This window comes from Rhodospirillales bacterium (assembly GCA_016699855.1).
Classification (GTDB): domain Bacteria; phylum Pseudomonadota; class Alphaproteobacteria; order Reyranellales; family Reyranellaceae.
Genome location: CP064988.1, coordinates 4,056,085 through 4,069,037, shown reverse-complemented (window position 1 = coordinate 4,069,037; position 12,953 = coordinate 4,056,085). Strand labels below are relative to the sequence as shown.

14 protein-coding genes are annotated in these 12,953 nt (G+C 70.5%); 4 read left to right on the top strand and 10 right to left on the bottom strand.

Translation table 11 applies throughout. From position 1 onward, the window contains the following. Positions 1-84: 84 nt before the first annotated feature. The 6 genes from ugpC to IPK81_19200 form a co-directional block, all read right to left on the bottom strand. Positions 85-1,179 (bottom strand): sn-glycerol-3-phosphate ABC transporter ATP-binding protein UgpC, encoded by a 1,095-nt coding sequence (ugpC, locus tag IPK81_19225; GenBank protein ID QQS11676.1) that lies wholly within the window; start codon positions 1,177-1,179, stop codon positions 85-87. A 37-nt stretch (positions 1,180-1,216) separates the two neighbouring features. Continuing rightward, positions 1,217-2,068: a carbohydrate ABC transporter permease gene (locus tag IPK81_19220; GenBank protein QQS11675.1), complete on the bottom strand. Its 852-nt coding sequence runs from the start codon at positions 2,066-2,068 to the stop codon at positions 1,217-1,219. A gap of 1 nt (position 2,069) precedes the next feature. Further along, positions 2,070-2,999: a sugar ABC transporter permease gene (locus IPK81_19215; protein QQS11674.1), complete on the bottom strand. Its 930-nt coding sequence runs from the start codon at positions 2,997-2,999 to the stop codon at positions 2,070-2,072. 77 nt (positions 3,000-3,076) lie between these two features. Next, on the bottom strand, positions 3,077-4,399 hold the full coding sequence (locus IPK81_19210) for an extracellular solute-binding protein (protein QQS11673.1): 1,323 nt from the start codon (positions 4,397-4,399) through the stop codon (positions 3,077-3,079). Between the two features lie 135 nt (positions 4,400-4,534). Further along, positions 4,535-4,804 (bottom strand): hypothetical protein, encoded by a 270-nt coding sequence (locus IPK81_19205; GenBank protein QQS11672.1) that lies wholly within the window; start codon positions 4,802-4,804, stop codon positions 4,535-4,537. A gap of 14 nt (positions 4,805-4,818) precedes the next feature. Next, positions 4,819-6,150, bottom strand: coding sequence for an aspartate aminotransferase family protein (locus tag IPK81_19200; protein ID QQS11671.1), 1,332 nt, complete (start codon positions 6,148-6,150; stop codon positions 4,819-4,821). Between the two features lie 128 nt (positions 6,151-6,278). On the opposite strand from IPK81_19200, the gene IPK81_19195 reads away from it, so the two are divergent. Beyond that, positions 6,279-6,806 carry a hypothetical protein gene (locus IPK81_19195; protein ID QQS11670.1) on the top strand — a complete coding sequence of 176 codons (528 nt, stop codon included), beginning with the start codon at positions 6,279-6,281 and terminating at the stop codon, positions 6,804-6,806. 10 nt (positions 6,807-6,816) lie between these two features. On the opposite strand, the gene IPK81_19190 is transcribed toward IPK81_19195, so the two are convergent. The 4 genes from IPK81_19190 to IPK81_19175 all read right to left on the bottom strand — a co-directional run bounded on the left by IPK81_19190 (position 6,817) and on the right by IPK81_19175 (position 10,585). Further along, positions 6,817-7,239 carry a PaaI family thioesterase gene (locus IPK81_19190; protein QQS11669.1) on the bottom strand — a complete coding sequence of 141 codons (423 nt, stop codon included), beginning with the start codon at positions 7,237-7,239 and terminating at the stop codon, positions 6,817-6,819. Between the two features lie 100 nt (positions 7,240-7,339). Continuing rightward, positions 7,340-8,230, bottom strand: a complete 891-nt coding sequence (locus IPK81_19185; protein QQS11668.1) for a LysR family transcriptional regulator — start codon at positions 8,228-8,230, stop codon at positions 7,340-7,342. Positions 8,231-8,240: 10 nt separating this feature from the next. Then, positions 8,241-9,245: an oxidoreductase gene (locus IPK81_19180; protein ID QQS11667.1), complete on the bottom strand. Its 1,005-nt coding sequence runs from the start codon at positions 9,243-9,245 to the stop codon at positions 8,241-8,243. Further along, on the bottom strand, positions 9,242-10,585 hold the full coding sequence (locus tag IPK81_19175) for a dihydroorotase (GenBank protein ID QQS11666.1): 1,344 nt from the start codon (positions 10,583-10,585) through the stop codon (positions 9,242-9,244). The genes IPK81_19180 and IPK81_19175 overlap by 4 nt, the downstream gene beginning before the upstream one ends. Before the next feature lie 163 nt (positions 10,586-10,748). On the opposite strand from IPK81_19175, the gene IPK81_19170 reads away from it, so the two are divergent. Genes IPK81_19170 through IPK81_19160 form a run of 3 tightly spaced genes read left to right on the top strand, consistent with a single transcriptional unit; the run spans position 10,749 to position 12,864 of the window. After that, positions 10,749-11,669 (top strand): folate-binding protein YgfZ, encoded by a 921-nt coding sequence (locus IPK81_19170; GenBank protein ID QQS11665.1) that lies wholly within the window; start codon positions 10,749-10,751, stop codon positions 11,667-11,669. A 59-nt stretch (positions 11,670-11,728) separates the two neighbouring features. Then, the gene (locus IPK81_19165; GenBank protein ID QQS11664.1) at positions 11,729-12,130 is read left to right on the top strand and encodes a GFA family protein; all 402 of its coding nucleotides are present in this window, start codon (positions 11,729-11,731) and stop codon (positions 12,128-12,130) included. 20 nt (positions 12,131-12,150) lie between these two features. After that, the gene (locus IPK81_19160) at positions 12,151-12,864 is read left to right on the top strand and encodes a DUF1028 domain-containing protein (GenBank protein ID QQS11663.1); all 714 of its coding nucleotides are present in this window, start codon (positions 12,151-12,153) and stop codon (positions 12,862-12,864) included. The last annotated feature ends 89 nt before the right edge of the window (positions 12,865-12,953 follow it).

Sequence of the window (12,953 nt, the reverse complement as noted above, 5' to 3'; positions counted from 1 at the left end):
CCGCGCCGCCGCCACGGCCGCAGCCTAGATGGTTTCCCCCGCCGGTGGAATCGCCCCGCGCCGCCGCCGCGCGGCGGCGGACGGTCAGACGGCGACCTCGTCCGCCCCGTTGAACAGGTGCAGCCGCTCGGGCTTCACCGACAGGCGGAGCATGTCGTGGGCGCGCACCTGCACCGTGGGTTCGACGCTGGCGACGACCATGCCGGCGGGGATGCGCATGTCGAGCAGGATCTCCGAGCCCAGCCGCTCGACCACCTCGACCTCGGCCGTGAAGCAGCGGTCGTCGGAATCGGCGTCGGTCGCGACGTGGAGGTTCTCCGGCCGCACGCCGAGCGTGCCGGCCTTGACGCCGGCGGCGCGCGCCCGGCCGGCGAGCGGCTCAGGCAGCCGCAGCCGCAATCCGCCGCCCGCCACCCAGACGCCGTCGGCGCCGGTCTCGACCGACACGGGCAGGAAGTTCATGCCGGGCGAGCCGATGAAGCCCGCCACGAAGCGGTTGGCCGGCTCGTTGTAGAGCGTCAGCGGCTCGCCGACCTGCTGCACGACGCCGTCCTTCATCACGACGACGCGGTCGCCCAGCGTCATCGCCTCGACCTGGTCGTGGGTGACGTAGATCGCGGTCGTGCCGAGCCGCTCGTGCAGCTTCTTGAGCTCGACGCGCATCTGCACGCGCAGCTTGGCGTCGAGGTTGCTGAGCGGCTCGTCGAACAGGAACACCTTTGGGTGCCGCACGATGGCGCGGCCGAGGGCCACGCGCTGGCGCTGGCCGCCCGAGAGCTGCCGCGGCTTGCGCTTGAGCAGCTCTCCGATGTCGAGGATGTCGGCCGCCTCGCGCACCCGCTTCTCGATCTCGGCGCGCTCGAACTTCCGCATCTTCAGGCCGAAGGCCATGTTGTCGAACACGCTCATGTGCGGATAGAGCGCGTAGTTCTGGAACACCATGGCGATGTCGCGGTCCATCGGCGGCAGCTCGTTGACGACCACGTCGTCGACCAGGATCTCGCCCGAGGTGATCGACTCCAGTCCCGCGACCATGCGCAGGGTCGTGGTCTTGCCGCATCCCGACGGCCCCACGAACACCACGAACTCCTTGTCGTGGATCTCGAGGTTGACGTCCTTCACGGCGTGCACGGCGCCGTCGTACATCTTGTTGACCTGGCGGATGGTTACCTGCGCCATGATTCCCCCGGGGCCGCGGCGGGCGCGGCGCGTTGGTTCAGCCCTTGACCGAGCCGGTGAGGCCCGCGACGTAGTGCTCGACGAAGAACGAGTAGACGAACGCCACCGGGATCGAGCCGAGCAGCGCTCCGGCCATCAGCGACCCCCAGAAGAAGACGTCGCCACGGATCAGCTCCGAGGTGACGCCGACCGGCACCGTCTTCTGCTCGGGCGACGACAGGAACACGAGCGCGTAGATGAACTCGTTCCACGACAGCGTGAAGGCGAAGATGCCGGCCGACAGGATGCCCGGCACCGCGATCGGGATGATGATGTAGACCATCGCCTGCCAGCGCGAGGCGCCGTCGATGCGGGCGCACTCCTCCAGCTCCTTCGGGATCGCCTTGAAGTACCCCATCATCAGCCAGGTGCAGAACGGGATCAGGAACGTCGGGTAGGTCAGCATCAGCGACCACGGCGTGTCGCCGAGCTGGAAGTTCCGGATGATCTCGGCCAGCGGGATGAACAGCAGGGTCTGCGGCACCAGGTAGGTGATGAAGATCACGGTGCCGAGGCTGCCCGCGAACGGGAAGTTGAGCCGCGACAGCGCGTAGCCGGCCAGGACGCCGCAGAACAGGGACACGATCGTGGACACGCCCGCGATCAGCATCGTGTTCCACATCCATCTCGAGAACAACGTCTCCTCGAGCAGGTAGGCGATGTGGTCCCAGGTCGGGTTGTTGGTCCAGAACGGCTGATAGCGCGGCGAGTTCCACGGCTGGTAGAGCTCGCCGTCCGGGCGGAACGTGGTGATCCCCATCCAGTAGAACGGGAACAGCAGGACGAACACGAACAGCGCGAGAGGGATGTAGAAGTACACCCACTTCCGCCAGAGGGCTCCCTCGATCATGTCAGCGGGTCTCCACTCGGCGGATGTACAGGAGCTGCACGACGACGATCAGGAACAGGAACGGGAACACCGCCAGCGATACCGCCGCGCCCTCGGACAACAGCCCGGTGCCGATACCGAGCTGATAGGCGTATGTGGCGAAGAGGTGCGTGGCGTTGGCCGGGCCGCCGCCGGTCATGACGTAGACCAGCTGGAAGTCGGCGAAGGTCTGGATCACCGAGAACAGCACGACCACCATCGTCACCGGCAGAAGCAGCGGCCACGTCACGTACCAGAAGCGCTGCAGCGGACGGGCGCCGTCGATGGCGGCGGCCTCCTGGAGCTCGGGGCTGATCGTCTGGAGGCCGGCCAGCAGGCTGATGGCGAAGAACGGCACCCCTCGCCAGATGTTGACGATCATGATCGACGCCATCGCGAGGTCGGGATCGCCCAGCCAGTTGATGCGCTGCTCGATCAGGCCGACTTTGAACAGCGCCCAGTTGATCACGCTGAAGGTCGGATCGAACATCCATTTCCACGCGAAGGTCGACAGCACCGTGGGGATGATGAACGGCAGAAGGATGGCCGCCCGAAGGTACGCCTTGCCCTTGAAATTGCGGTTCAGCAGCAGCGCCAACCACAGCCCCAGAGCCAGCTTGAACACCGTGGTCACGCCCGTGTACCAGAACGTGTTCCACATGGCCTCGCGGAAGATGCCGTCGTTGAAGACCTTGATGAAGTTCTTGAGTCCGACGAACTCGCCCTCGACGCCGACCCGGGAGCTGGTCAACGACAGCAGCACGCCCTTCACGAACGGGTAGGCGATGAACAGCGCCAGCAGCACCGCCGTAGGCGCCAGCAGCGCGTAGGCAAGCCAGCGCTCGTCCTCGAACCGGCGGATGCGCGGCCTCGGGCGCACGCCGCCGGTCCCCGCGGTCGTCGTCACGGCCATCTCGTCAACTCCCGCCAGTCGTCAGGATCGGACGGCGCGTCGTCCGGGGCGGTCGCCGCCCCGGACGCGCGGCGCGCTCAGACGTAGACCTTCTTGAGCTCGCCCTCGGCCCACTTGACGGCGTCCTCCGCCGGCATGCCCTGCGCCGCCTTGGCGTACATGTCGGTGACGATGTACTTCGACAGCACCTCGGCGGCCTTGCCGTTGGGCGGACCGGCGTGACCGACGGCCTGACCGAGCTTCGCGGCGACCTTGAACGGCGTCATCACCGGATCCTCGTCCCACACCTTGTGCTTCTCCCACTTGGCGGTGCACGGCGTGGCGAAGCCCTTCTGCGAGATGAACCACCTCTCGTAGTTGGACTCCGTGTGGATCCACTTCAGGAACTCCTTCGCGGCGTCCTGGTTCTTCGAGTACTTCATCAGCATGTGGGACTGCAGCAGATGGAAGCCGTACTGTCCCGCCGGTCCCGCCGGAAGCGGCGCGTGCAGGATGTCCTTGTTCATCGGGCCGCCCTTGTCGGTCTTGTACTGGTCGGCCTTGCGCAGCGTCTCGATGTAGATCGAGGCGCCGTTGAGCGTCGCCGAGATCGTCTGCGACAGGAACGCGCGGTTGTTGTTGGTGTCGTCCCAGGCCAGACCGCCCTCGTCGTGGGCCTCCTTCCAGAACGCCGTCATGAACTTGACCGACTCGACGGTCTCCTTGCTGTTGATCACGACCGTCTTGCCGTCGGCCTCGACCTCCTTGCCGCCCCACGACCACATGTAGGGATAGGTGAAGCCGGGCGCGTCGCCGAAGGTGTGTCCCAGCGTCTGGCCGATCGGCCGTCCCTTGGCCTTCAGCAGCTTGCCGACCTTGCGGTACTCGTCCCAGGTCTTCGGGAACGACGTCGCGCCGACCTCGTCGAACCACGATTTGCGGTAGGCGATCATGCCGCCGATCACGGCCCACGGCATCGACATGAACATCTTGCCGTCGCTGCAGATGGCGCGCGCGTACTTGTAGAGGCCGTCCTCCTTCTTGCCGAGGTCCTCGGCCAGCGCGCTCAGGTCGACGACGCTGTTGCTGTAGAGGTGCGTCTGGTTGTTGAACGCCATGATCAGGTCCGGTCCGGCGCCGGCCTGGATCGCGGCGGTGACGCGCGGCTGGAGATCGTTGCCGTTCACGGTCTCGAGGTTGATCTTCATGCCCAGCGCCTTCTCGGCCGCCGGCAGCATCTCGCGCCGCAGGAGCTGGTCGGAGGCCGGGACGAAGTCGTTCCACTTCAGCCAGTGGACGGTCTTGGTCTGCCCGTACGCGGGCGCGCTGCCGGGCGCGAAGATGCCCGCGAGGCCGCCGAGATGCGCGGCCGTGACGCCACCAGCGGCCTTGACCAGGCCGCGACGCTTCGTGTTCGCCATGTCTTCCTCCCAATTCAGCGTCCAGTTGTCGGACGATCGCGTTATTGGGGAGGATCGTAGGGGGTCGCGCCGCGGAACGCAAGCGCCGATTGCGGTCCGCCGGCGGCGCGGAACCGCGGGGCCGCGCCGTCGCCGCTACTTCCTGCGGTCGTCGGTGACGCTGGTCTGGACCCGGTCGGAGACGATGATGTACGTCACGGACCCGTCCGACGCCTTGTACGACCAGCGCTCGATCGGTCCCAGCTTGTCGACCTCGCCAGGCGCGCCGAGCGCCTTCTCGAGCTCGGCCTTGGTCTTGGCGCCCTCGCCCTTCTTGAGGATGTCGGCCTTCGTGGGCGGGCGGTCGCAGCCGGCGACGACGGCCGCGGCGGCGAGGGCGGCGGCGAGGCCGCGGCGCGCGAGCATCGTCGGCCTCCGTCTCACGCGGCCTGCCGGATGGCCTTGCCGACGATGTCGACGATCTCGTCGATCTGCGTCCGCTCGATGATCAGCGGCGGCGACATCGCCAGCGTGTCGGCCGTCTGGCGCACCATCAGGCCGAGTTCGAACGCCTTCACGAAGGTGGCGTAGCCGCGCGCGCCGACCGGCCCGCGCGCTTCGAGGTCGATGCCGGCCCCGAGGCCGAGGTTGCGGATGTCGACGACGCCGCCGATCCCCTTGAGGGAGTGCACGCCGTCGGCCCAGTAGGTCGACAGCTCGCCCGCGCGCTCGAACAGCGATTCGCTCTTGTAGATGTCGAGCACAGCCGACGCCGCGGCGCAGGCCAGCGGATGCGCCGAGTAGGTGTAGCCGTGGAACAGCTCGATGGCGTTCTCCGGCCCGGTGGCGAGGCCGTCGAACACGTGCTTGCGCACGAACACGCCGCCCATCGGCACGGTGGCGTTGCTGATGCCCTTGGCGACCGTCATCAGGTCGGGGATGACGCCGAAATAGTCGGCGGCGAAGCCGGTGCCGAGGCGGCCGAAGCCGGTGATGACCTCGTCGAAGATCAGCAGGATGCCGTGCTTGTCGCAGATCTCGCGCAGGCGCTTGAGGTAGCCCTTCGGCGGCGGCAGGAAGCCGGTCGATCCGGCGCACGGCTCGACGATCACGGCGGCGATGTTCGAGGCGTCGTGCAGGCCGACGATGCGCTCCAGCTCGTCGGCCAGCTCGACGCCGTGCTCCGGCTCGCCGCGCGAGAACGCGTTCCGGGCCGGCTGGTGCGTGTGCTGCAGGTGGTCGACGCCCGGCAGCGCCGTGCCGAAGAACTTGCGGTTGTTGACCATGCCGCCCACGGAGATACCGCCGAAGCCGACGCCGTGGTAGCCGCGCTCGCGGCCGATGAAACGCGTGCGCGTGCCCTCGCCCCGGGCGCGGTGGAACGCCAGCGCGATCTTCAGCGCGCTGTCGACCGCCTCCGAGCCGGAATTGCAGTAGAAGGCGTGGTTGAGGTCGCCCGGCAGCATCGCGGCGTGGCGCGCCGCCAGCTCGAAGGCGCGGGGATGTCCCATCTGGAACGACGGCGCGTAGTCCATCTCGTCGAGCTGGGCGGCGATCGCGGCCTTGATCTCCTCGCGGCCGTGTCCGGCGTTGACGCACCACAAACCGGCGGTGCCGTCGAGCACGCGGCGCCCGTCCGGCGTCCAGTAGTGCACGCCCTTCGCCTTGGCCAGCAACCGCGGGTTCTTCTTGAACTGGCGGTTCGCCGTGAACGGCATGAAGAACGCGTCGAGGTTGTTGGCGACGGGCTGAGAGGAAGAGGCGGACGACATCTGGCGAGGCTCCGGTTGGCGGTCGCCGGCATCCTATACCGCGGCGACCGCCGGCGCGAGACGGCGTCGCGGCGTGCCGCCGGCCGCTAATCGCGCTATCCTCGCGGCGTCAAGACCGGGAGCACGCCATGCCGACCCGTCCGACGGCGCGTTCGTCCACGTTCGCCGTCCTGGCGACCGTCCTGCTCTCCTCCGCGGCGGCCGCGCAGTCCGCTCCGGACCACGTGTGGTCGGCCGTCCAGGCCGACAAGGGCAACTGGCGCTCGATCGCCGTCGCGCGACCGGCCGCGTTCATGGAGCCGCGCGGCCTGCGCGGCGGCGCCATCCTCAACGTCGTCTGCTCTGTCGAGAACCGCGAACCCGCGTTGCGCCTGCACTACGCCGATCCCGACATCGGCCACGGACCGCGGGAGTGGCGCGGCGCGATGTCGGCGCGGATCGACGCGCAGGCGCCGGTCGAGCTCGAGCACGTCGACCGGGGCGACTGGCTGTCGCGGCCGCTGTCGCCGGGCGTCGTCGACAGCCTGAGGGCGGGCAACGCCGTGGTGGTCGACCGCGCGGCGGCGTCGCCCGGCCGGGCCGCCCCGCCGTTGCGCCTGCACCTGCGCGGCAGCGAGGCCGCGATGCAGGCGCTGCTGTCGCTGTGCATGCTGTGACGCGGCCGGCTCAGGCGGCGCGCGGCGCGCTGAAGATGCCGCTGGCGCGCACGATGCGCCTGCCGTCGGCGGTGATGTAGCAGTTGGCGAAGGCCAGCGAGCCGCCGGCCTTCTGCACGTCGGCGCGCGCCTGGACCCACTCGCCAAGCTTCGCCGCGCCGGCGAAGTCGGTCGACAGATTGGCCGTGACGAAGCCGCGGCGCCCCGTGACCGAGCCCAGCGAGTAGCCGAGGGTGAGATCCGCGAGCGTCACCAGCAGACCGCCATGCGCGAAGCCGCGGCGGTTGCAGTGCCGCGCCTCTATGCGCAGGCCCAGCAGCAGGGCGCCGTCCTCGGCGGCGCCCTCGAACAACGGCCCGACCGCGTCGAGGAACGGGCTGCTGTAGGCGAAAGGTTCGAATCCGGCCGGCAACGCCGGCGCCGCGGTTTCCATGCCGACCTCCATGTCGGCGCCAGAATCCGGCGGGCAGCACGCCGCCGCAAACGCATTCGCCGCCGCTTCGGTTGCGTCCGGCGCAACCGAAACGGCGGCACTATCCGGCGGCGGCCTCGCGCAGCAGCCAGCGGCGCGCGGCGGCCACGGCCGACGACCGCGCGTCGCGCGGGCGGCGCAGCAGCCACCACGCCTCGTCGGGCACGTAGGACACATCGAACGGCTCGACCAGACGGCCGTCGTCGAGATAGGGGCGCGCGAGATCGTCAAATGCCAGCGCCACGCCCAATCCTCCGGCGGCCGCCTCGTAGAGCAGATGGAGTCCCTCGAAGCGCGGCGTGCGCAGCGGTCGGAACGGCGGCGCGCCGGCCTCGGCGCACCACCGCCGCCAGAAGCCGCGCGGCTGCGACAATCCCAGCAACGGGAACCGGCGTAGATCGGCCGGCGTGCGCAGCGCGTCGCGGCCGCGCAGCAGGCGCGGCGCGCAGACCGGGCGCACGCGCATCGGCAGCAGCCGCTCGGCCGCCCAGCCCGGCCAGCGCCCGGTGCCGATCGCCACCGCGAGGTCGACGTCTCCCCGGCCGGCCTCCGGCGCGCGCGTGGCGGTGACCACGGCGAGATCGACCGCGGGATGCCGCGCGGCGAAGCCGGCCAGGCGCGGCAGCAACCACAGCGTGGCGAACGACGCCGGCATCGACACGGTGACGCGGGCGCCGCCGTGCGGCGGCCGCACGCGGTCGCCGGCGGCGCGCAGCGACGCCAGCGCCGGCCCGATCGCGGCCGCGTAGGCCTCGCCGGCCGGCGTCAGCCGGAGCGCGCGGTTGAGACGGTGGAACAGCCGCGCGCCCAGCGCGTCCTCGAGCGCGGCCACGCGCCGGCTCACCGCCGAGACCGTCAGGCCGAGCTGCCGCGCCGCCTCGGTGAAGCTGAGCGAACGCGCCGCCGCGGCGAACGCCTCGATCGACCCCAGCGGCGGCAGGCGGCGCGGCATCGCGGCGGAACTAGCCCGCGACGTCGACCACGACGCGGCCGCGCACCTCGCCCTTCAGGATCCTGGGCGCCAGAGCCGGCAGGTCGCCGAGCTTGGCGTCGACCACCATGGCGTCAAGCTTGTCGAACGGCAGGTCGGTCGCCAGCCGGCGCCACGCCTCGACGCGCGGCGCCATCGGCAGCATCACCGACTCGATGCCGAGCATCGACACGCCACGCAGGATGAACGGGATGATGCTGCCGGGGAACGCGGCGCCGCCGGCCAGACCGCACACCGCGGCCGCGCCCCCGTACTTCACCATCGCCAGCGACCGCGCCAGCATCACACCGGAGACCGTGTCGACGACGCCCGCGAAGCGCTCGCTCAACAGCGGCCGGTCGGCCGCCTCCGTCAACTCGCGGCGCTCCATGATCGTGCCGGCGCCGAGCCCCTGGAGGTAGTCGGCCTCCTGCGGCCGGCCGGTGGCGGCCACGACGCTGTATCCGAGTTTCGCCAGGATCGCGACCGCGACGCTGCCGACGCCGCCGGCCGCGCCGGTCACCAGCACCTCGCCCTTGTCGGGCGACAATCCGTGGCGCTCCAAGGCCGCGACGCACAGCATCGACGTGTACCCCGCCGTGCCGATCGCCATCGCCCGCTTCGTCGAGATCGCGTCCGGCAGCTTGACGACCATGCCGGCCTCGAGGCGCGCCGTCGTGGCGTAGCCGCCCCAGCGCAGCTCGCCGACGCGGTAGCCGTTGACGACGACGCGGTCGCCCGGTTTGAACGACGGCGACGCGGACTCCGAGACCGTGCCCGCCAGATCGATGCCGCCGACATGCGGCCACGTCTTCACCAGGCCGCCGCCGCTCGTGAGCACCAGCCCGTCCTTGTAGTTCAGCGTCGAGTGCTCGACCTTCACGGTGACGTCGCCCGGCGGCAGCCGGCCCTCGTCGACCTCCTGGATCGAGCTCGTCACCTTCCTGTCGGCGCCCTGCTCCGACACCAGCGCCCTGAACGTCGCCATTCCAGTCATCCTTCCTTCGCCAACGTGTCCGTGAACCGCAACGGCGCCCCCGACGGCGCGCCCTGGAGCTCGTCGTCGCGCATGACGACGTTTCCGCGCACGATCGTCGCCTTCGGCCAGCCCGTCACGACCATGCCGGCGTACGGCGTCCAGCCCGATTTCGTCGCCATCCAGCGCTCGGTGATCTCGCGCCGCGCCTTGAGGTCGACCACCGTGAAATCCGCGTCGTAGCCCAGCGCGATGCGGCCCTTGTTGGCCAGCCCGAACAGCCGCTGCGCGCCGGCCGACGTGAGGTCGACCAGCCGCGCCAGCGACAACCGGCCGGCGTTCATGTGGTCGAGCAGCAGCGGCAGCAGCGTCTGCACCCCCGGCATGCCCGACGGCGAGTCGGGATAGGGCTTGGACTTCTCCTCGCGCGTGTGCGGGGCGTGGTCGGAGCCGATCACGTCGACCGTGCCGTCGCGGACCGCCTCCCACAGCGCCTCGCGATGGCGCGCCTCGCGGATCGGCGGGTTCATCTGCGCGAAGGTGCCGAGCCGGTCGTAGCAATCCGGTGCGAACAGCGTGAGGTGCTGCGGCGTCGCCTCGACCGTGGCGATGTCCTTGTGGTCGCGCAGGAACAGCATCTCCTCCGCCGTGGTGACGTGCAGCACATGGACGCGGCGGGCGTTCTTGCGCGCCAGCCGGATCAGGCGGCGGGTCGCCAGCAGCGCCGATTCGACATCGCGCACGACGGGATGCAGATGCGCCGTGGCGCCGGGGACGCGGCCGAGGTCCTTGCGCGCGTTCATGCGCTCCTCGTCCTCGCAATGGACGGCCATGCGGCGCACGCCGTTGGCGAGGATGCGGTCGAGCGTGTCGTCGTCGGGCACCAGCAGCGTGCCGGTCGATGCGCCCATGAACACCTTCACGCCGCAGACGCCGGGCAGCCGCTCCAATACCGGCAGATGCTCGACGTTGTCGGCCGAGCCGCCCATGTAGAAGGAGTAGTCGCACCATGTCCGGCCGCGCGCGCGGCGCAGCTTCTCGTCCATGTCGGCGGCGGTCAGCGTGCTCGGCTTCGTGTTGGGCATCTCGAACACGGCGGTGACGCCGCCCAGAACGGCGCCCCGGGTCCCGCTCTCGAGATCCTCCTTGTGCTCCAGCCCGGGCTCGCGGAAATGCACCTGGGTGTCGATCACGCCCGGCAGCACCGTCAGGCCAGCCGCGTCGAACACCGCCGCGGCCTTCGCCGAGCCCAGATCCCCGATCGCGGCGATGCGGCCCGCGCGCACGCCGATGTCGGCCGGCACGAGCCCGGCCGTCGTGTGGGCGGCGCCGCCGCGCACGACCAGATCGTAGCTTTCCATCCCGACACCCGCCTCCACGTCCGCCCGCGGCTCCTAGCATCTATCGACACGCCGCGCCAAAGCGCTTCGGCGGCCGTCCGCGGCCACCGGCGGGCCGGCGCCCTTGCCCGCGCTACGCGCCGCCCCCACTTGACCCTATACTGGACCGAGAAAAGCGGCGCGGATGACCATGACACAGATGGGGTTTTGCATCGTCGGACACCGTGGCGTCGTGCGCGTCGGCGGCGACGACCGCGTGGCGTTTCTGCAAGGTCTGATCTCCAACGATGTCGAGCGGGTGTCATCGGACCGCGCCGTGCACGCGGCGCTGTTGACGCCGCAGGGCCGCTTCCTGTGGGACATGACGGTCGTGGCCCGCGACGATTCGTTCCTGCTCGAGGTCGAGCGCGACCGCGCGGCCGCGCTGGCCAAGAAGCTGACCATCTACAAATTGCGTTCGAAGGTGACCGTGGCCGATCTCGGCGAGTCGATGGAGGTCGCGGTGGCGTTCGGTCCGGGCGCCGCCGGGGCGCTGGGCCTGCCTGAGGAGGCCGGCGCGGCGCGGACGCTCGACGACGGGGTCGCGCTGGTCGATCCGCGGTTGCCGGCGCTGGGCGTGCGCGTGCTCGCGCCGCAGGGCCACGCGGCGGCCCTGCTGTCGGCCAAGGGTTTCGCCGCGCTGCCGTTCGACGACTACGAGAATTTGCGCATCGGGCTGGGCGTCCCCGATGGCAGCCGCGACCTGCCGGTCGAGAAGGCGCTGCTGCTGGAGAACGGATTCGACGAGCTCAACGGCGTCGACTGGAAGAAGGGCTGCTACATGGGACAGGAGCTGACGGCGCGCACCAAATACCGCGCGCTGATCAAGAAGCGCCTGCTGCCCGTGTCCGTCGAAGGGCCGCTTCCGGCGCCCGGCACGCCGGTGACCTTGGACGGCCAGGAGGCGGGCGAGATCCGCTCCGGCATCGGCGGCCACGCGCTGGCGCTGTTGCGTCTCGACGCCGTCGAGCGCGCGCGCGGCGCCGTCGAAGGACTGACCGCCGGCGGCGCGAAGCTGCGGCCGGTCCCGCCGGACTGGGTGCGCCTGCCCGCGGCGGAAGGCTGAACTCGCCGTTCGACCGACGCTTTGCTAGGCTCGACGGGGCGGACGGGAGGCGGCGGGCGATGGTCAGAGGCAGCTGTCTGTGCGGCGCGGTGCGCTACGAGGTCGACCGCTTCGAGACGGGGTTCGGCCACTGCCACTGCGACACCTGCCGCAAGGCGCACGCCGCGCCCTACGCGACCACGGCGCGCGTGCGGCGCGAGGCCTTCCGGATCGTCGCCGGAGAGGCGTCGCTGACGGAATACGAATCGTCGCCGGGAAAGGTCCGGCGCTTCTGCCGCGTCTGCGGTGCGCACGTCGTGGCCGAACGTGCCGACCAGCCGCACGTGATCCTGCGCGTGGCCACGCTCGACGACGATCCCGGCGCGCGGCCGGCGATCCACATATGGACGTCGCACGACAAGCCCTGGCTGGTCGACGACAACGATGTGCCGCGACACGCGGAATGGCCGCCGGGCCGCTGACCGCCACAAGGAATCCCGACATGACATGGTCCCTCGTGGCGCGCGATCCAGCGACGGGCGCGTTCGGTATCTGCGTCGCCACCCGCGCCTTCGCGGTCGGCGCGCGCGTGCCGCACATCGCCAGCGGCGTCGGCGCCATCGCCACCCAGGCCAACACCAACGCGCTCTACGGCACACGCGGGCTGCGTCTGCTGCGCGACGGTGTGCCCGCCGCCGACGCCGTACGGCTGCTGACGGGCGCCGATTCCGGACGCGACCACCGCCAGCTTCATATCCAGGATTCGCGCGGCGGCATCGCCGCCCACACCGGCGCCGCCTGCGTGCCGTGGTGCGGGCACGTGGTCCGCGCGACGTTCTCGGTCGCCGGCAACATGCTGGCCGGGCCGCAGGTCGTCGAGGAGACCGCGCGCGCCTTCGAGGCCGGCGCCGGGCTGCCCTTTCCGCGCCGCCTGATCGCCGCGCTGCGCGCCGGCGAGGCGGTCGGCGGCGACAAGCGGGGGAAGCAGTCCGCGGCGCTGAAGGTCTTCTCGACCGAGGAGTATCCGGACTTCGATCTACGCGTCGACGACCACGCAGAGCCGCTGGCGGAACTGGACCGTCTCGAGAGGGTCAGCCGCGAACGATTCGCCTACGCCCGCCTGTTCAGTCCCCGCCACGATGATCCGGTCGGCCTCGTCGATTTCGACGAGATCACGCGCCGCGTCGAGGCGCTGAAGGCGGCGGACAAACCATAGAGCGCGATCGGATCGAGCGGACCGACACCGCGGCCACATCCCCCCCCTGTCATCCCGGGCGCGGCGAGGGATCTAGGTTGCGACTCTGG